We start from the raw sequence: 15,599 nt of genomic DNA on the forward strand, positions 1-15,599 counted from the left end.
GATGAGCACAATGTTCGAGCACGCCCCGCGCTGGTACGGCGCCGATGAGGTGGCCGCGGCGATCACCCCGGCCCGCGCCCGCCAGCTGATCGAGCAGGCCCTGGGCGGGGACTTCGACCCGGCCGATGACCCGGCCCGCTTCCACGCCCCGGCCGGCACCGGGCACCTGCTGTTGATGCCCTCCACGATCGGTGAATGGTCCGGGATCAAGGTCGCCTCCGTGGGACCGCAGAACCCGTCCCACGGCCGCCCGCGGATCCAGGCGACCTACATCCTGATGGACGCCCTGACCCTGACCCCGCAGGCGATGATCGAGGGCTCGCTGCTCACGGCGCTGCGCACCCCGGCGGTCTCGGCCGCCGCGGTGAACCGGCTCGCCGCGCCCCGGGCCTGCACCCTGCTGGTGTACGGCACCGGCCCGCAGGCCTGGGGCCACATCCAGGCGATGGCCGAGATCCGCGACCTGGAGCAGGTGATGGTCTGCGGGCGCAGCCCCGAAAAGGTGCAGGAGCTGATCGCCCGCACCCGGCAGCTGGGGCTGGCCGCGCGCCCGGCCACCCAGGCGGACCTGGGGCAGGCGGACATCATCGTGTGCGCCACCTCCGCCACCGAGCCGCTCTTTGACGGATCGCTCATCAAGGACGGGGCGGCGGTGGTGGCCATGGGCTCCCACGAACCGCAGTATCGGGAACTGGACGCGGACCTGATGGGCCGTTCACTGATCGTGGTGGAGGAGGTGGACACGGCCCTGCGCGAGGCCGGGGACCTGATCCAGGCCATGGCCGAGGACCCGGACCTGTCGGCCGAGTCACTGCACACGCTGCGGGACCTGGTGCGCGGCCAAATCCAGCGGGCCACCGACCGGCCGAACGTGTTCAAGGGGACCGGGATGTCCTGGCAGGACCTGGCCATCGCCGTGGGAGTGCACGAAACCCGCTAACCGGTGGCGCCGCCGAGGCGTTTGGCAAAGAGCGCGGGCCGCGGTGCCGGGAGAAGGATTCCCGGTGCCGCGGCCCGCGCCATATTTGCCTGTCGGCAGATCCAGCCGATACCGGTTTCATTCTCACCGGGCGGCACTGGGATACTGGGGCCATGAGTGCACCTAGGGAAAACGTGTGGCTTGCCGCCGTTCGAGCCAATCCGGACCATGCCCACAACTACGCGCAGCGCTGGCGCCGGCTGGCCGCCGAGGGCAGCGACATCTACGGCGAGGCCCGGATGATTGACGCGATGGCCGAGCGCGGCAGCCGCATCCTGGATGCCGGGTGCGGCACCGGTCGCATCGGCGGCTGGCTTGCCGCCCAGGGCCACCGGGTGGTGGGCGTCGACCTGGATGAACACCTGATCTCCGTGGCCCGGGAAGACTACCCGCAGGCGCAGTGGTTCGTCGGCAACCTCGCCAGCCTGGACCTGCAGGGCCAGCAGGACGCACCCGGAAAGTTCGACCTGATCGTCAGCGCCGGAAACGTGCTGACCTTCCTCGCCGAGGACGAGCGGCTGCCGGCCCTGCGCCACCTGGCCGGGCACCTGGCGCCGACCGGCCGGCTCGTGGTCGGCTTCGGCGCCGGGCGCGGCTATGACTTCGACACGTTCGAATCGGATGCCGCCGAATGCGGGCTGCGGCTGCAGCAGCGCTATTCGACCTGGCAGCTGCATGGGCCAGCCAGTGATTTTCTGGTGGCCGTGCTTGGACGCGGCGACCAGCCCGGGTAGCCCCTGTTCCAGCCGAAGACGGCCTTTTCTTGCGGTCCGGGTTCGCCGCGGGACACAATGGGCGGCAACGGTTATTGACGTGGAGCAGCATGCATTGAATTGTGCTCCTGGCCGGCCGCCCCGCCGCTGAGCACGGTGGGAGCGTGGCTGGCCCGTTGGCGCCACGGCTTTCGCTGCGTGGCGCCCTGCCAAGCGAGGGCCACCAGGTTCCTCGGCCACGACACAAGCCGGCGGACCATCAGGGCTCACGTTCCCCGGCGGGTGCCGGCGGATAGGACGCCGCGATGAGCAATATCGCCGTAACCCATGCCGATTCCGGGCTGGTGCGCTGCCAGGTGCAGCGCAGTGAACGCATCACCCCGAACATGACCCGGGTGACCTTCGGCGGGCAGGACCTGGAGCGTTTCGAATACCGGGGCTTTGACCAGTGGTTCCGGCTGGCCATCCCGCTGGACTCGCACTCCCGCTTCGACAACCTGCCCGCAAAGTTCGGGGTCGGCGGCTACCTGAACTACCTGACGCTGCCCAAGGGCACCCGCCCGGTCATCCGCAACTACACGATCCGCCAATTCCGCGCCGGTGCGGGGGAAATGGACGTGGACTTCCTGGTGCACGGCACCGAAGGGGTTGCCGGGCCGTGGGCGGCAAGCGTGCAGCCCGGCACCCCGGTGGCCTTCATCGACCAGGGGTGCGGCTGGAACCCGGTGCCGGCGGCCCGGCAGCTGATCATCGCCGATGAAAGCGCGATGCCCGTCGCGCTGGGGATCCTGCGCGACATGCCGCGCGACGCGGTGGGTGAGGCGCTGATTGAACTCTTTGATGAACGCGACCGCCAGGACGTACCGGCGCCCCAGGGGATGAACGTGCGCTGGCTGGTGCGTGAGCCGGGCGCCGCCCCGGGCAGCGCGGCGCTGCCGGTCCTGCGTGAGCTGCCGCTGGATGCGGACCGCTACGCCTTCGCGGTCGGCGAGTCCGCGCTGGCCACCGGTGCGCGCCGCCACCTGGTCTCCGAGCGCGGAGTGCCCAAATCCAACGTCACCTTCTCCGGCTACTGGGAGCTGGGCCGCGCCCAGGGGTAGCCGCTGTGAGGTGTTCGGTGAGGGCCTCTGCTGCTGCGCAGCCGTGTCTGCCGCCAGCAGTGCTCGGTGCCGACCGGGTGGCGGGCGGATCCTTCGCCCGGCCACGTGCGCGACGGGGCGAAGGATCATCAGCGGTTGACGTTGCGCAGGGTGAGGTAGCGCAGCGCTTCCCCGCGCACCTTGCGGTATTCGGGGATGGTGTCCATCGCCTCCCGCGAGGGTTCAGCCAGTCCCGCCCGGGCCACCGCGCGCAGCGTGTGCCAGCGTTCCCGGTTCAGCTCGCGTCGTTCGGCGCGGGTGCGCCGGGCGCGGTTGGGGGTCGCCGGACCCGGGGCGCGCAGGTGCCAGTGGTGGCCGAAGGGGTCGCAGAAGTCCGCGACCCGGCCCTGCTCCTGATGGTTCTGCGGCTCGGTCAGCAGTTTCACCCCGGTCAGCTTCACGGCGTGGGCCACCGCGTCCACGTCATCCACCATCAGGTGCAGGCTGACCGGCCCGTTCGGTGCCGTGGTGGAGGATGCTGGGTCATCCAGGGTGCGCAGCAGCACCGCCGCGCCGTGGATGTCCAGGGTGGTTTCCTGGGCCGGGCCGCGTGGGGCGCGCCGGTGTTGGCCGACCACCGTGGCGCCCAGGGCGGTGCGGTACCAGTTGAGGGCGCTGTCCGGGTCGTCGGTCAGCAGCAGTGGGGCTAGCGTGTACATCTTCCTGAACCTTTCGGCGTGGGCAACACCCCGTCGTGTCATCCCTAGGTTGACACCGTAAGTCGCCGGGTCTACTGTGTCAATACCCTATTGACAAAATGAGTCGGCGGCCGCGGAAACCCGAGGGTGCGGCCGCCGGCTGGAATGGACTGGCCATGGAGAATCGGCATGAAAACCTGGATGGACAACTCGCCCCCGCAGGGCTCGGGCATCGGCAGTCGAACGCGGGTCTTGCCACACTGCCGCGGCTCATCTGGGCCCGCTGGCCCTCGGTCGTGGGGCTGCTGGCGCTCCTGGCCAACATCTCCGATGGGCCGGACGCGCACCTGGCCTCGCTGGTGATCATCCTGGCCGCCATGTGCTACCTCGGGGCCGCGGCCCTGGGCTTCGCCCGGGCCGGCTGGCTGATGGTGGGGCTGAGCATCGTGGTGGTGTTCGCCGCCGCGCTGGCCGGAGTGGACAAGACCGTGGCGGGCCTGGCCCTTGGGATCGGCGTGGGCCTCTACGGGCTGGTGCGCGCCCCGGGCGGGCGGCGCGGGGAAGTGGCGCTGCAGGGCGTCGCCTTCCTGGGCTTCAGCGCGCTGGCGCTCAGCGCCATGCTGAGCCAGCCGGTGCTCGCCGCCTACCTGGCCGCGGCGGCAGCATTGAGCCACTGCGTGTGGGATGTGATCCACTTTGTGCGCAACAAGGTGGTCGAGCGGTCGCTGACCGAATTCTGCTTCGTGCTGGACCTGGGATTGGGGGTGGCCCTGCTGCTGGCCGCGTGGGGACTGTTCCCCGCCTAGCCCTATCGGCGGGACCGCGAAGCGAGTAAACTCCCTATTGACAGGTGGCCACCGGCTAGTTGAGTTCAAAGGCGGGCAGATCATGAGCAACGGGCGCAGGCTCGAGACCACCAGCACCACCTGGCAGCAGGTCCTGGCCCACCGCGAGCCCGAACAGATCCAGGAGATCGCCGCCCGCTTCGAGCAGGCCGGGGTGCGGCCGCAGCTGGTGGCCCAGGCCATCGCCGATGGCGGGGCCCAGCTGGATGTGGCAATGCGCTCCAACACGCCTGGCTGGGAGCAGCCCTTCGGCGGGCTGCTGGCGGTCGCACTGCTGGCCGGAGAGGTCGCCGCGCATTCGGCCTACCTGGTCTCCCGCGCCTCGGCGGTCCGGGCGGTGGCGGTGGATGGGCTGCTGGAGGACTTCAGCGCCATCGCCGTCGGCGCGAGCCTGGGCGTCTCACGCCAGAAGGTGTACGAGATCGGCCGCAACGGGCAGCGGGTGCGCGCCGAGGGCGGGCTCGGCGGGTCATGAGCCCGCGCCGGCGGGAACCGGTGCGTGGACAGGCGCCCGCGCTGCTGCACCCCGTCGACTTCGCGCCGGCCCGGCGCTACTACCTGCTGGCCATGTTCCTGCAGCTGGCCGCCTCACCCATCATCTTGGCCGCCGCCATCATCTTCTTGTTGGGCATCAGCGGCAATCTTTTCACCCCACTGCTGGGACCCATCGTGGGCTTGAGCATCACCAGCTATGTGGAGCGCCGCTACCGGGCCGACGCCTGGGCGCACATCGCCCGCAAGGCGCAGGACCGCACGCGCAGCGACCCGGCCCCCTGGGTGCAGCTGGCCCTGACGCTGCAGCTGGTGCTCCTGCTGCTGGCGGTGCTGGGCCTGGTGCAGGCGGTGCGCGCCACCGGTCAGTCCGAGGCCGCCGCCCTCGGCGCGGGGATCCTGGCTGGCCTGGTGCTGGTCGAAGTCGCCGCGCTGATCTGGGACCGCCGGGCGCAGGCGGAACTGCGCAGCGTGGCGGTGGGCGGCAGCTGGCGGATCCTGCAGGGCTTGGGGGTGCTCGCCGTGGCGCTTCCCGGCGCTGGCGTCCTGCTGGGCTTCGGGCCATTGAACCCGTGGCTCCTGCTGCTGGGCGTGCTCGCCCAGGGCGGCACCTGCGTGCTCTGGTACGTCATCCGGATGATCCCGGCGACCAGCAGCTGCGTCCCCAAATCCTTCCCGCTGCCCTAGGGGCGTGGGCGGCAGCAGATTTGTCATCCCCCTATTGACGGAACGTGCGGGGTGTGCCATTCTTGCGATATAGCTGTCAACCGAGGGGTGACAGTAGTGCCGAGGGAGGCCACCATGAGCATGCGCAACCCGGTGATCCGCGCCGAAAACCTGCACAAGTCCTTCGGGAACGTGCGGGCCCTGGCCGGGGTGGACCTTCATGTGGCGGCGGGGGAGATCTTTGGAATCCTCGGGCCCAACGGGGCCGGGAAGACCACGGCCGTGGAATGCCTGGCCGGAACGATCAAGCCCGACACCGGGGCGCTGTCGGTGCTGGGCGTTGACCCGGCACTGCAGCGCGAGATGATCCGCCGCCATGTGGGGTACCAGCTGCAGGCCACCACCCTGCCCGCCGCGCTGAAGGTCGGCGAGGCCATGCGCTGGTTCGCGGCCCTCTACCCGGATCCGGCCGACCCGGTGGAACTGCTGGAGCTGGTGGGCATGAGCCAGCGGGCCAAACGCCGGATCGGCACCCTGTCCGGGGGAGAGCGCCAGCGCCTGTCGATCGCCACCGCCCTGGTCGGCCGGCCCCGGATCGCGATCTTTGACGAACTGACCACCGGGCTGGACCCGCAGGCCCGGCGCGGGATCTGGGCGCTGGTCCAGTCAATCCGCGCCGGCGGGGTCACCGTGGTGCTGGTCTCCCACGCGCTGGATGAGGTGGAGCGCCTGTGTGACCGGATGGCCGTGATCGACCAGGGGCGGCTGCGCTTTGCCGGGACCCCGGCCGAGCTGCGCCGGCAGGCGCCCGGGCAGCGCCGGGGCGGTGCGACCCTGGAGGACGCCTACCTGCGGCTGCTGGACGCCGGCGCCCAAAACGTGATGGAAGGACAATGACATGCGTTCCCTGCTCGCGCTGACCCGGGTCGAATGGCTCCTGTTCCTGCGCAACCCCACAATGCTGTTCATGGCACTGCTGCTGCCCAGTGGCCTGCTGCTGTTGCAGGCCTACATCATCCCCGGCACCCGGACCCCGCTCGGGCAGGGCGGGCTGAGCGCCATGGACCACCTGGTGGTGCTGGCCCTGGTGGTCGGGGCCACCAGCGTGGCCATCACGAACTACCCCTCCTCGGTGGCCGGGTACCGGGAGAACGGGGTGCTGCGCAAGCTGGACACCACCCCGGCCGGGCCGTTCCGGCTGCTGCTGGCCCAGTGGATCATCGCCCTGATCTCGCTGGTCGCCGCGGCCGGGCTCGCCCTGGCGATCGCCTCGGTGAGCTTCGGGCTGCTGGCCCCACGCCACCCGGGCATGGTGCTGGCCGTGTTCGTTGGCGGCAGCGTGTCCATGATGGCGCTCGGTTCGCTGATTGCCGCGCGCGCGGCGAGCGCCCAGATCGCCTACGGGGTGGGACTGCTGGTGTTCATGCTCAGCCTGTTCGCGGCCGGGTTGTGGACCCCGGGGCCGTTGATGCCCGATGCGCTGGAACCGGTCGTGGGGCTGACCCCGGCCGGGGCGATGGCCCAATCGCTGCAGGCGGCCTGGTTTGAGGCGGATGTGTCCCTTGGGCCGCTGGCCGTCTTCGCGGTGTGGACCGCGGGCTGTGCGCTGATCGCCGCCCGGATCTTCCGCTGGCGCTAGCCTGGCCGGTTTGCATAGCACCGTCACCTATTGAATTTCGCAGTCAGGGGAGTACATCATGCGCCAGTTGGTCGCCGTCGAGTTCCTGTCCGTGGACGGGGTCATGCAGGGACTGGGCTCACCGGATGAGGACCGCAGCGGCGGATTCGTACACGGCGGCTGGGGTGCGCGCTACGCCCCGGCCATCCACGCGGCGCTCGGCGCGCAGGGGCTGGAAGCCACCACCGCCTACGTGTTCGGGCGGCGCACCTACGAGAAAATGGCCGCCTACTGGCCGTTCGTGGGCAGGGACAACCCCATCGCCGCGCACATGAACCAGACGCCAAAGTACGTGGTCAGCACGAGGCTGCGGGATCCGGCCTGGCGGCACACGGAAGTGATTGCCGCTGAGGTGGGCGAGAAGGTGCGCCGGCTGAAGTCCGAAGGGCAGGGGGAGATGGTGATCCTGGGCAGCGGCATGCTCACCCGCCAGCTGCTGGCCGAGGATCTCATCGACAGCCTGCGCCTGTTCGTACATCCGCTGCTGCTCGGTGCCGGCAAGCAACTCTTCGGGCCACTGCCAGCGCCCCGCCAACTGCGGCTGACCGGCTGCCAGGCCAGCGAGCTGGGCAGCCTGATCCTCTCCTACGACGTGGAACCGAACCACTGAAGCTCAGTGCTCGAGTACCTGGTGCCCCTGAGCCGAGGGCAGGCGGGCGGCCACGGCGCTAAGCTCCACCAGCGCACCGGGCACGCCGAGGCCTGCGACAAACGCCGCGGTGACCAGGGGTGGATCCGCACCGGCCAGCCGGGAGGCGATCACCCCGTACGCGGCCCCGGGTTCCACCCCTTCGATGAGCAGCACGTTCCACTGGATGACGTCCGCCAGTCCTGCCCCGGCCGCGGCGAGCGCTGTTTCGGCGTTGTCTAGCGCCCGGCTCACCTGCACCGCAATCTCGTCGTCGCCGATCAGGGCACCGGTCTCATCTACCGAGTTCTGCCCGCCCACATAGATGGTGCTGGCCCCGGCCGGGACGATGGCGACATGGCTGAAGGCCCGGGAGTGCACGAGCCCCGCGGGGCGCAGGCGCTGGATCTGGGGCATGGGGAGTCCTCGCTTCGGGGGCGTGGGGCCGGGTCACCGAGTCTACCTGGCACGGACCGGCCTGGACAGGGAGTCACCAAGCAGGCGGCGCCCTCCAGGGGCCGGCGGCTTTTAGTTGTGGCTGATCCCGTTCAGCCGCGCGTGCAGCGCCTTGATCTGGGTGCTCAGTTCCTCATCGGGTCCGGCGACCTCCAGGCCGGGGGCCACCTCGTTGATGGGCAACGGCTTCACCGGGCCGGGTTCCACGCCCCATTCGCCGTGCCAGTCCATCAGCTGCCGGCTGCTGCTGGCGTAGACGATGCGCCCCAGCCCCACCCATGCGTGGGCGGCCGAACACATGGGGCAGTGCTCCCCGGAGGTGTAGACCGTGGCGGCGGCACGTTCGGAGGGGGCCAGGTTCTCCGCGGCCCAGCGGGCGATCGCGAACTCCGGGTGGCGGGTGTGGTCCCCCTCGGCGACCCGGTTGCGGTCGGCGAAGCGCACCTGGCCCTGCTCATCGACCAGCAGGGATCCAAAGGGTTCGTCCCCGGCCTCCAGCGCCTCACGGGCATAGTCCACGCACTGGGCCAGGAACGTACGGTCGGTCTCGGTGATTGATGCGGAAGTTGCCATGCCAACACCTAACCACCCTCCGGTGCCAAAGTGAAGTATGACTAGGAACTTCTCAGATCCACGCCGAGTTCACAGATGGCGGTGCCTGCATCAGTCGATTCCGGCGTAGTCGTACTGGGCGTAGATCCGTACCGCGGTTCCGGCCACGTGGGCACCGATGCAGGTGCGCCGCCAAATCAACGGATTCCACGCACCACATTGCTCGGTCTCCAAACCGAGATCCGTGGCCAGCTGCCGGGCCCGGGCGGCGGTGCCGGCCTGGACTTCAAGTTCCCGCCAGCACCCGCCGGAGGCGCACTGCAGCTCGGGCTCGCCCACAATCAGTTCCGTCGGCAGATCCGGGAACGCCGAGGTGCCGGGTACCGCGGCCTCATCCAGGCGCACCCAGAGCACCGCCGCCACCCAGATCAGCAGCAGCACGCCCAGCCCCGCGAGCGTTCGCAGAATCCAGTACAGCGTGCGCTTCGATGCGTCCCGTCGTGGGGTGTTCTGCCGCCGCTTGCCGTCCTCCATGCCTTGACCCTACGCCAGTCAAGCCGCGTGCTTAGCCGTGCCGGGGGCTGCGGCGGTATTATCGCGCCAAGTCACAGTAGGACTCGAAGCCTGTACCGGCCCGGAGGGATGTGACAGCATGGGCTGATCACATACCTCGCGTACGCCACAGCCTGGGTGCGCGGTAACAGCAACGCACGAGCACATCAGGAGCAGCAGTGAGCGCAGCACCGGGTGAGAAGACCCTGAACGAAATCAATGAACTGATCCGCCTCGACACCACCAGCCGGGACACCAACCTGCCGCTGATCGAGAAGGTCATCGACAAACTGCATGCCGTCGGGGTGGAGCACACCCTGATCCACAACGCCGAGGGCACCAAGGCCAACCTGCTGGCCACCATCCCCGCCCACGACGGAACTACCACCGGCGGCATCGTGCTCTCCGGACACACCGACGTGGTGCCGGTTGACGGGCAGGAATGGAGCAGCGAACCGTTCGAACCGGCGGTACGTGAGGGCAAGCTCTACGGGCGGGGCACCTGCGACATGAAGGCGTTCATCGGGGTCATCCTCTCCCGGCTGACCGAACTGACCAGTGCCCGGCTGAAGGAACCGGTCCACCTGGCCTTCTCCTATGACGAGGAGGTCGGCTGCGTCGGCGCGGTCGGGCTGGTGGAGAAGATCACCGAACTCGGCCTGGCCCCGCGCGGTGCGGTGGTCGGGGAGCCCTCCAGCATGCGGGTGATCCGCGGGCACAAGTCCATGAACGTGTTCAAGGTCGACTTCCACGGGGTCGCAGCCCACTCCTCGCTGCCCGGGGAGGGGCTGAACGCCATCTCCTACGCCACCCGCTTCGCCCGCTTTGTCGACGAGGTCTCCGCCGAACTGCGCCAGGGGGAGCGTGATGAGGCATTCATCGAACCGACCACCACCATGAACGTAAACCGCATCGACGGCGGCATCGCGGTGAACACCATCCCGGCGCTGTGCACCGTGTTCTTCGAATACCGTTCCCTGGCCAGTGTTGACCGCGAGGCACTGACCGCCCGGATGCGCGCCGAGGCCGAACGCCTGCGGGACGAGATGCGCCAGGTGAACCCGGCCGGCAGGGTCGACTTCAGCATCCAGGCCGGAGCTCCCGGGCTGGATACCGCCCCGGAGGCCGAAATCGTGGAACTGGCCGCCCGCTGGGGCGGGGAAACGGCTCAGGACAAGGTCACCTACGGCACCGAGGCCGGCCTGTTCGCCGGCGCCGGGATCCCCACCGTGGTCTGCGGCCCCGGCGACATCGCCCAGGCGCACGCCCCGGATGAGTTCATCGAGCTGTCCCAGATCACCGCGTGCGAACAGTTCATCGACGCGATGATCGCCGACCTGTCCCAGTAGCCCGCGCCGCACCCAACAGCCAGGAGGCACCCATGAGCCCACCGCGTGAAGTGACCGCACACCAGCTGAAGGCCGCCCGCAAGGCGGTCATTTCCTCCTCCATCGGGGCGGCGCTGGAGTGGTTTGACATCATTGTCTACGCCACCTTCGCCACGGTCATCGCCAAGATCTTCTACCCCGAGTCCAATCCGACGTTCGCGCTGATCCTTACGTTCGCCACGTTCGCGATCTCCTACATCATCCGCCCGCTGGGCGGGATGGTGCTGGGCAGCTACGCGGACCGCAAGGGCCGCAAGGCAGCGCTGACGTTGACCCTGATGCTGATGATGGTCGGCACGCTGATCATGGCCATCGCCCCGACCTACGAGATGGTCGGGGTGTGGGGTGCGCTGATCATCCTGCTTTCCCGGCTGATCCAGGGCTTCTCCGCCGGCGGCGAGTTCGGCACCGCCACCGCGTTCCTGATTGAGACCGCACCGCACAAGAAGGCGTTCTACGCCTCCTGGCAGGTGGCCAGCCAGGGCGCCTCGATGCTGCTGGCCAGCGCGTTCGGCTACGTGCTGACCACCCAGCTGTCCACCCAGGCCCTGGAAAGCTGGGGCTGGCGGGTGCCGTTCTTCGTCGGCCTGCTCATCGGCCCGGTCGGGTTGTACATCCGCGCCCGGCTGGAGGAGACCGAGGAATTCGTAGCGGCCGAGAAGGTCAAGGCGCCGCTGGCGACCCTGTTCGCCGGGCACTACGGACGGCTGTTGACCGGCTCGGCGATCATTGGGGTGGCCACCATCTCGGTGTACATGATCCTGTACATGCCCACCTTCGCGGTGACGAACCTGGGGATCCCGGCCGACGCCGCGTTCCTGGGCGGGGTGGCGGCCGGAACCATCACCCTGTTCGGGGTGCCGCTGGTCGGGCACCTGGCCGACCGGGTCGGTCCGGCCAGGGTGATGACCTATGCGGCGATCGCCGCCCTGGTGTTGGCCTGGCCGCTGTTCCGGCTGATGACCTCCACCCCGACCGTGCCGGTGATGGTGGTGGTGATCGCGCTGCTGGGCGTGATCATGTCCTTCTACTTCGGACCGATGCCGGCCCTGCTCTCCAACCTGTTCCCGGCCGCGATCCGCGGCTCGGGCCTGTCGGTCACCTACAACATCGGGGTGACGCTGCTGGGCGGCATCGCCCCGCTGGTGCTGACCTGGCTGCTGAGCGTGACCGGATCCCTGGACGCCCCGAGCCTGTACTACATGGCGATCGCGGTGATCTCGCTGATCGGGCTGGGCTTCGCCCGGCGCAAGTACGCGCAGCAGTAACCGCGCCACGGCAAGCAGAACGCCCCCGAAAAACCATCAAGCGGTTTTTCGGGGGCGTTCTTCGCGTGCGGAGAGTCTGCGGGTTCTTACAGTGCCACCAGCAGCACCGCGGTCCAGTGGCACAGGTAGGCCAGGACGGTGCAGGCGTGGAAGAGCTCGTGGAACCCGAAGACGGTGGGCAGCGGGTTGGGGCGCTTGAGCGCGTAGAACACCGCACCCACGGTGTAGAACAGGCCGCCGATGATGATCAGGATCATTACCGCGGGGCTGGCGGCAAAGAAGGCCGGCAGGTACATGACCGCGCCCCAGCCCAGCAGGATGTACAGGCTCACCGACAGCCAGCGCGGGGCGCCGGGCCACAGCGTGCGCACCAGCACGCCCAGCAGGGCACCGGCCCAGATGATGCTCAGCACGATGATCGCCTGCTTCAGCGGCAGGATCAGCCACGCCACCGGCGTGTAGGTGCCGGCGATCAGCAGGAAGATGTTCGCGTGGTCCGCCCGGCGCAGCCATGCGGTCTGCCGGGCACTCCAGTTCCCGCGGTGGTAAATCGCCGAGGTGCCAAAGAGCAGGATCGAGGTCAGGGCGAAGACCGCGGCGGTCCATTCGGCCGCCGTCCCATTGGCCAGCAACACCAGCAGCAGCCCCATGATGATGGACAGCGGCGTGGTCCAGGCGTGCAGGGTGCCCCGCCACCGGGTGCGTTCGGTGCCGAAGACCGGTCGGGGGATGCCAGGGGGCGTGGGAAGTGGGCGGTTGGCATGCGAGGACTGGGCGCTCATGATCACTCCTTGACGGGCCGGGGCGGAAGGCCGAAACGCTACTGTTGAGTATATTTCACCGGTCTGTGAGCGCACAGTGTACGTCTTTGGCGAATGCCGGGCGGCGAGCCGTGGGGCAGCGCCTGCCCACCCCTTCCGCCGGGAATGCTTCGGTGCTATCTTTAACTTTGTAATGCAAAGTGCTTGCCACTGGAAAGTCAGAAGGTTGTGAAAAGGACTCCGGCTTGGCAGCGTGCCGCGTATTTCGACACCCAGCAAGGGAATGGTTCACCATGGACGCCAACGAGAGCCACCTGGAACCCGCCGCCATCCTGCGCGGCATTGATGAACTAAGCGCCAGTACCCAACGGGCCATGGGCCCGAACACCAGCCTGCTCTACCTGTTGTGGGGAGCGGTGTGGCTGCTGGGGTTTCTGGCCTTCTACCTGGCCTTCATCCCGGGCGCCGAGCCGTTGCTGCCACTGTGGCTGGCGGCCCTGGTCGCCGGGATCCTGGTGGCAGGCGCCATCGTGTTCTCCGCGGTCCACTCCGCCCGCAGGGCCCAGGGCACCCGCGGACCGAGCATGATCCAGGGCGCCGTCTACGGCAACTGCTTCGCCCTGAGCTTTATCCTGGCCGGTCTGCTGGGATGGCGCCTGGCGGCCGCGGGGCTGGATGCGGCGGGACTGGCCTCCTACGCCCTGGCCGCCGCCTGCCTGGTGATCGGTTCACTGGCCGCGGTCGGGGCGTTGGTCTGGAACGACAGGGCGCAGCTGGTCACGGGCGGCTGGATTCTGTTGGTGGGTTTGCTCTCCCTGGCCCTGCCGTCACCACATCACCTGTTGGTCGGTGCCCTCGGCGGGCTGGGCATGATGCTGATCGGCGTGCTCCTGGCCGCCCGTCCGGCACTGGTGTCCGGTCCGGTGCTGCAGGTGGGCCATGTCTGAGCTGGACCCGGTGATCCACGCCCAGGCGCGACTGCGCACCATGACGGTGTTGAACACGCTGGGCGTGGGGGACACCATCGCCTTTCCTCGCCTGCAGGAACTGCTGCAGATGACCTCCGGCAACCTGGCCACCCACCTGCGCAAGCTGGAAGGCAGCGGTTATGTGAGCGTGGAGAAGGTCCTGGAGGGACGAAGCCCGGTGACGTACATCGGGTTGAGCCAGGAGGGCCGCAGTGCGTTCGCCACCTACAAGCGGCAGCTGCGCAAGCTCCTGGAATCCACCGGCTGATGCGTTCGGGGGAACGTTCAATCCCTGAGGTCGGTCTATCCCTGAGGTCGGTTAGGGGAGCAGGTCCTGGAGCAGGGCATAGAACTGCTCGTTGTTGAAGTAGGCGCCGTGGCTGCGGGGAAACGCCACCCCGTTATCCACCTGGTGGTCGCTGGCCTTCGCGCCGAACAGCCCGGCACTGCGGTAGGCCAGGAAGTCTCGATCGTCGTAGATGAAATGGGTGGGCGGGAAATCCGCGGGCAGCTGGTAGTCGGGGGGCAAAACGCCCGGCAGGCAGCGCATCGAGCTCAAAAAGCAGCCCCGATGCCGAGCCCACCGCGATGAGTTGTTTCACCTGGGGCAGGGGTTCGCCCAGGAGCAGGTCCATTACCGCCACGGCGCCCAGACTGTGGGCAATGATGATGAGGTCCTGGTCCCCGATGTCCAAAATTTGCCGGCGGATGAATTGACGCAGGTCCTCGCCGCGCGCCAGGTATTTCAGCACGTCTCCCACGGCGGGAGCCGCCTCCTGGGTCAGCTGCACTCGGCGCTTGGCCGCCCACCGGGTGGCGAAGCCCAGCACCAGTTCCAGCAGGGTGCTGGTCACGGTGGACTCGCTGTGTTCGGCCAGTTCCCGGGCCAGCAGTACCGCTGCTGCCTGCCCCTCAATGGCCCGGCGGTGCTCCCCGTCCACCGCCGCATAGCTGCCCAGCTGCCCATCCCGGTGCCGCAGGGCCAGTGCGGTGAATGCTCGGGCCAGCCCCTGGGCGTGTTCGGCGGCCGGGAGCGCGGCCCGGCCAAAACGGCTGAAGGATTCACTGGCCACCAATTCGGTGGCTGCCGCCAGTGCCGTGGACTCCAGGCCGGCATCACGCAGCGATCGGCTCAGCCCGGTATCCGGTTCCAGCCCGGCACCCAGCAGCCGCGCCAAATCACCTGGGTCCCGGGATTCGCCGCGGCCCGATCCCGCAGCGCGTTCTGGTGAGGTTCCGGGTTGCGTGCCGTCCTGGTGGCGGTGGGAGAGCGCCTCCAGCTCCAGCAGGGGATCGGAGTCCAGCAGCTCCCACAACTGGACATGCAATTGCCGCGGATCATGGACCACCCCGTCCTGGTCTGCCAGGGCTTGCGCCGTCGCCGACTTCCGCTGCGCCAACGCCTGAACCAGCAGTGAGCCAAACGCCGGTTCCATTCGCGTCGAGGCGTTTGCCAGGCTCTCGGAGGTGGCTGTTTCCAGGGATGGAGTATCCGGTTCGGCGCCGGGCACGGATATCCCGCCGGCCAGGAGGTTGGCGCCCACGGCATCGCCCCAACGGCAGGCATGCAGCGTGTACCCCGGACGCATCCGGTTCAAGTGGGCAGAGAGCTTGGCGAAGTAGTCATCGATTCCGGCGCCGCGCACTCCCATGCCGGGGATAAACAGAACGCTGGTCATCTCACCGCCCCTTCACCTGCGCGATGGTGGCGCAGGAGTGCGCCGTCTGCCCATTCTAGGAGCTGGGCCGAGGGTGGTGAAGGGTCGCGGTGTCCGAGCGTCGAGGGTCGGGAAGGGGCGGTCTCGTCTGCCGGGAAAGGCCGCGCTTAACGCGCGAGACCCGCCGCTTCCGAAAAGTATCCGGAAACGGCGGGCCA

At 68.7% G+C, this 15,599-nt stretch carries 19 protein-coding genes; 13 read left to right on the forward strand and 6 right to left on the reverse strand.

Translation table 11 applies throughout. The features are described 5' to 3' along the window. The first annotated feature begins 1 nt into the window (after position 1). The 3 genes from FDN03_RS02515 to FDN03_RS02525 all read left to right on the forward strand — a co-directional run bounded on the left by FDN03_RS02515 (position 2) and on the right by FDN03_RS02525 (position 2,792). Complete coding sequence (locus tag FDN03_RS02515) at positions 2-940, forward strand: ornithine cyclodeaminase family protein (RefSeq protein WP_349291703.1); 939 nt, start codon at positions 2-4, stop codon at positions 938-940. A 152-nt stretch (positions 941-1,092) separates the two neighbouring features. Continuing rightward, positions 1,093-1,713 (forward strand): class I SAM-dependent methyltransferase, encoded by a 621-nt coding sequence (locus tag FDN03_RS02520; protein ID WP_138173795.1) that lies wholly within the window; start codon positions 1,093-1,095, stop codon positions 1,711-1,713. 284 nt (positions 1,714-1,997) lie between these two features. Next, positions 1,998-2,792, forward strand: a complete 795-nt coding sequence (locus FDN03_RS02525; protein ID WP_138173797.1) for a siderophore-interacting protein — start codon at positions 1,998-2,000, stop codon at positions 2,790-2,792. Between the two features lie 128 nt (positions 2,793-2,920). Here FDN03_RS02525 and FDN03_RS02530 read toward each other — a convergent pair whose 3' ends face one another. Next, positions 2,921-3,490, reverse strand: coding sequence for a VOC family protein (locus tag FDN03_RS02530; protein ID WP_171021107.1), 570 nt, complete (start codon positions 3,488-3,490; stop codon positions 2,921-2,923). Between the two features lie 155 nt (positions 3,491-3,645). Here FDN03_RS02530 and FDN03_RS02535 point away from each other — a divergent pair, with 155 nt between their 5' ends. The 6 genes from FDN03_RS02535 to FDN03_RS02560 all read left to right on the forward strand — a co-directional run bounded on the left by FDN03_RS02535 (position 3,646) and on the right by FDN03_RS02560 (position 7,760). Next, positions 3,646-4,275, forward strand: a complete 630-nt coding sequence (locus tag FDN03_RS02535; protein ID WP_138173802.1) for a hypothetical protein — start codon at positions 3,646-3,648, stop codon at positions 4,273-4,275. Positions 4,276-4,357: 82 nt separating this feature from the next. Further along, positions 4,358-4,789, forward strand: a complete 432-nt coding sequence (locus FDN03_RS02540; RefSeq protein ID WP_138173804.1) for a hypothetical protein — start codon at positions 4,358-4,360, stop codon at positions 4,787-4,789. After that, positions 4,786-5,493 carry a hypothetical protein gene (locus FDN03_RS02545; protein ID WP_138173806.1) on the forward strand — a complete coding sequence of 236 codons (708 nt, stop codon included), beginning with the start codon at positions 4,786-4,788 and terminating at the stop codon, positions 5,491-5,493. Before FDN03_RS02540 ends, FDN03_RS02545 begins: the two co-directional genes overlap by 4 nt. Positions 5,494-5,607: 114 nt before the next feature. Further along, the gene (locus tag FDN03_RS02550) at positions 5,608-6,369 is read left to right on the forward strand and encodes an ABC transporter ATP-binding protein (protein ID WP_212743854.1); all 762 of its coding nucleotides are present in this window, start codon (positions 5,608-5,610) and stop codon (positions 6,367-6,369) included. 1 nt (position 6,370) lies between these two features. After that, the gene (locus FDN03_RS02555; protein WP_138173808.1) at positions 6,371-7,111 is read left to right on the forward strand and encodes an ABC transporter permease; all 741 of its coding nucleotides are present in this window, start codon (positions 6,371-6,373) and stop codon (positions 7,109-7,111) included. Positions 7,112-7,169: 58 nt separating this feature from the next. Then, on the forward strand, positions 7,170-7,760 hold the full coding sequence (locus FDN03_RS02560) for a dihydrofolate reductase family protein (RefSeq protein ID WP_138173810.1): 591 nt from the start codon (positions 7,170-7,172) through the stop codon (positions 7,758-7,760). A gap of 3 nt (positions 7,761-7,763) precedes the next feature. Here the strand turns inward: FDN03_RS02560 and FDN03_RS02565 are convergent, their stop codons facing one another. The 3 genes from FDN03_RS02565 to FDN03_RS02575 all read right to left on the reverse strand — a co-directional run bounded on the left by FDN03_RS02565 (position 7,764) and on the right by FDN03_RS02575 (position 9,320). Next, entirely contained in the window at positions 7,764-8,195 is a 432-nt protein-coding gene (locus tag FDN03_RS02565; protein ID WP_138173812.1) for a RidA family protein, read from the reverse strand. 111 nt (positions 8,196-8,306) lie between these two features. Then, on the reverse strand, positions 8,307-8,807 hold the full coding sequence (locus tag FDN03_RS02570) for a nucleoside deaminase (protein WP_138173814.1): 501 nt from the start codon (positions 8,805-8,807) through the stop codon (positions 8,307-8,309). Positions 8,808-8,897: 90 nt separating this feature from the next. After that, positions 8,898-9,320: a hypothetical protein gene (locus FDN03_RS02575; protein ID WP_138173816.1), complete on the reverse strand. Its 423-nt coding sequence runs from the start codon at positions 9,318-9,320 to the stop codon at positions 8,898-8,900. A gap of 197 nt (positions 9,321-9,517) precedes the next feature. Between FDN03_RS02575 and argE the strand changes: the two genes are divergently transcribed. Beyond that, complete coding sequence (gene argE / locus FDN03_RS02580; RefSeq protein ID WP_246049819.1) at positions 9,518-10,687, forward strand: acetylornithine deacetylase; 1,170 nt, start codon at positions 9,518-9,520, stop codon at positions 10,685-10,687. Between the two features lie 32 nt (positions 10,688-10,719). After that, the gene (locus tag FDN03_RS02585; RefSeq protein WP_138173818.1) at positions 10,720-11,994 is read left to right on the forward strand and encodes an MFS transporter; all 1,275 of its coding nucleotides are present in this window, start codon (positions 10,720-10,722) and stop codon (positions 11,992-11,994) included. An 86-nt stretch (positions 11,995-12,080) separates the two neighbouring features. Here the strand turns inward: FDN03_RS02585 and FDN03_RS02590 are convergent, their stop codons facing one another. Further along, positions 12,081-12,776, reverse strand: a complete 696-nt coding sequence (locus tag FDN03_RS02590; RefSeq protein ID WP_138173820.1) for a hemolysin III family protein — start codon at positions 12,774-12,776, stop codon at positions 12,081-12,083. A 272-nt stretch (positions 12,777-13,048) separates the two neighbouring features. Between FDN03_RS02590 and FDN03_RS02595 the strand changes: the two genes are divergently transcribed. Together FDN03_RS02595 and FDN03_RS02600 are read left to right on the forward strand one after the other, a co-directional pair. Then, positions 13,049-13,702: a hypothetical protein gene (locus FDN03_RS02595; protein WP_138173822.1), complete on the forward strand. Its 654-nt coding sequence runs from the start codon at positions 13,049-13,051 to the stop codon at positions 13,700-13,702. Continuing rightward, positions 13,695-13,991, forward strand: coding sequence for a transcriptional regulator (locus FDN03_RS02600; RefSeq protein WP_138173824.1), 297 nt, complete (start codon positions 13,695-13,697; stop codon positions 13,989-13,991). The genes FDN03_RS02595 and FDN03_RS02600 overlap by 8 nt, the downstream gene beginning before the upstream one ends. 133 nt (positions 13,992-14,124) lie before the next feature. Here the strand turns inward: FDN03_RS02600 and FDN03_RS02605 are convergent, their stop codons facing one another. Then, positions 14,125-15,402: a hypothetical protein gene (locus FDN03_RS02605; protein WP_138173826.1), complete on the reverse strand. Its 1,278-nt coding sequence runs from the start codon at positions 15,400-15,402 to the stop codon at positions 14,125-14,127. Positions 15,403-15,599 lie beyond the last annotated feature (197 nt).

Source organism: Glutamicibacter sp. V16R2B1, assembly GCF_005774635.1.
Lineage (GTDB): Bacteria > Actinomycetota > Actinomycetes > Actinomycetales > Micrococcaceae > Glutamicibacter > Glutamicibacter creatinolyticus.

Excerpts from the sequence above, each read along its gene's own strand:
- FDN03_RS02545 (WP_138173806.1), top strand. The coding sequence starts at position 4,786 with ATGAGCCCGCGCCGGCGGGAACCGGTGCGTGGACAGGCGCCCGCGCTG.
- FDN03_RS02520 (WP_138173795.1), top strand. The coding sequence starts at position 1,093 with ATGAGTGCACCTAGGGAAAACGTGTGGCTTGCCGCCGTTCGAGCCAAT.
- FDN03_RS02565 (WP_138173812.1), bottom strand. The coding sequence starts at position 8,195 with ATGCCCCAGATCCAGCGCCTGCGCCCCGCGGGGCTCGTGCACTCCCGG.
- FDN03_RS02600 (WP_138173824.1), top strand. The coding sequence starts at position 13,695 with ATGTCTGAGCTGGACCCGGTGATCCACGCCCAGGCGCGACTGCGCACC.
- FDN03_RS02555 (WP_138173808.1), top strand. The coding sequence starts at position 6,371 with ATGCGTTCCCTGCTCGCGCTGACCCGGGTCGAATGGCTCCTGTTCCTG.
- FDN03_RS02530 (WP_171021107.1), bottom strand. The coding sequence starts at position 3,490 with ATGTACACGCTAGCCCCACTGCTGCTGACCGACGACCCGGACAGCGCC.
- FDN03_RS02585 (WP_138173818.1), top strand. The coding sequence starts at position 10,720 with ATGAGCCCACCGCGTGAAGTGACCGCACACCAGCTGAAGGCCGCCCGC.
- FDN03_RS02595 (WP_138173822.1), top strand. The coding sequence starts at position 13,049 with ATGGACGCCAACGAGAGCCACCTGGAACCCGCCGCCATCCTGCGCGGC.
- FDN03_RS02575 (WP_138173816.1), bottom strand. The coding sequence starts at position 9,320 with ATGGAGGACGGCAAGCGGCGGCAGAACACCCCACGACGGGACGCATCG.
- FDN03_RS02590 (WP_138173820.1), bottom strand. The coding sequence starts at position 12,776 with ATGAGCGCCCAGTCCTCGCATGCCAACCGCCCACTTCCCACGCCCCCT.
- FDN03_RS02525 (WP_138173797.1), top strand. The coding sequence starts at position 1,998 with ATGAGCAATATCGCCGTAACCCATGCCGATTCCGGGCTGGTGCGCTGC.
- FDN03_RS02570 (WP_138173814.1), bottom strand. The coding sequence starts at position 8,807 with ATGGCAACTTCCGCATCAATCACCGAGACCGACCGTACGTTCCTGGCC.
- FDN03_RS02535 (WP_138173802.1), top strand. The coding sequence starts at position 3,646 with ATGGAGAATCGGCATGAAAACCTGGATGGACAACTCGCCCCCGCAGGG.
- FDN03_RS02605 (WP_138173826.1), bottom strand. The coding sequence starts at position 15,402 with ATGACCAGCGTTCTGTTTATCCCCGGCATGGGAGTGCGCGGCGCCGGA.
- FDN03_RS02515 (WP_349291703.1), top strand. The coding sequence starts at position 2 with ATGAGCACAATGTTCGAGCACGCCCCGCGCTGGTACGGCGCCGATGAG.
- FDN03_RS02550 (WP_212743854.1), top strand. The coding sequence starts at position 5,608 with ATGAGCATGCGCAACCCGGTGATCCGCGCCGAAAACCTGCACAAGTCC.
- FDN03_RS02540 (WP_138173804.1), top strand. The coding sequence starts at position 4,358 with ATGAGCAACGGGCGCAGGCTCGAGACCACCAGCACCACCTGGCAGCAG.
- FDN03_RS02560 (WP_138173810.1), top strand. The coding sequence starts at position 7,170 with ATGCGCCAGTTGGTCGCCGTCGAGTTCCTGTCCGTGGACGGGGTCATG.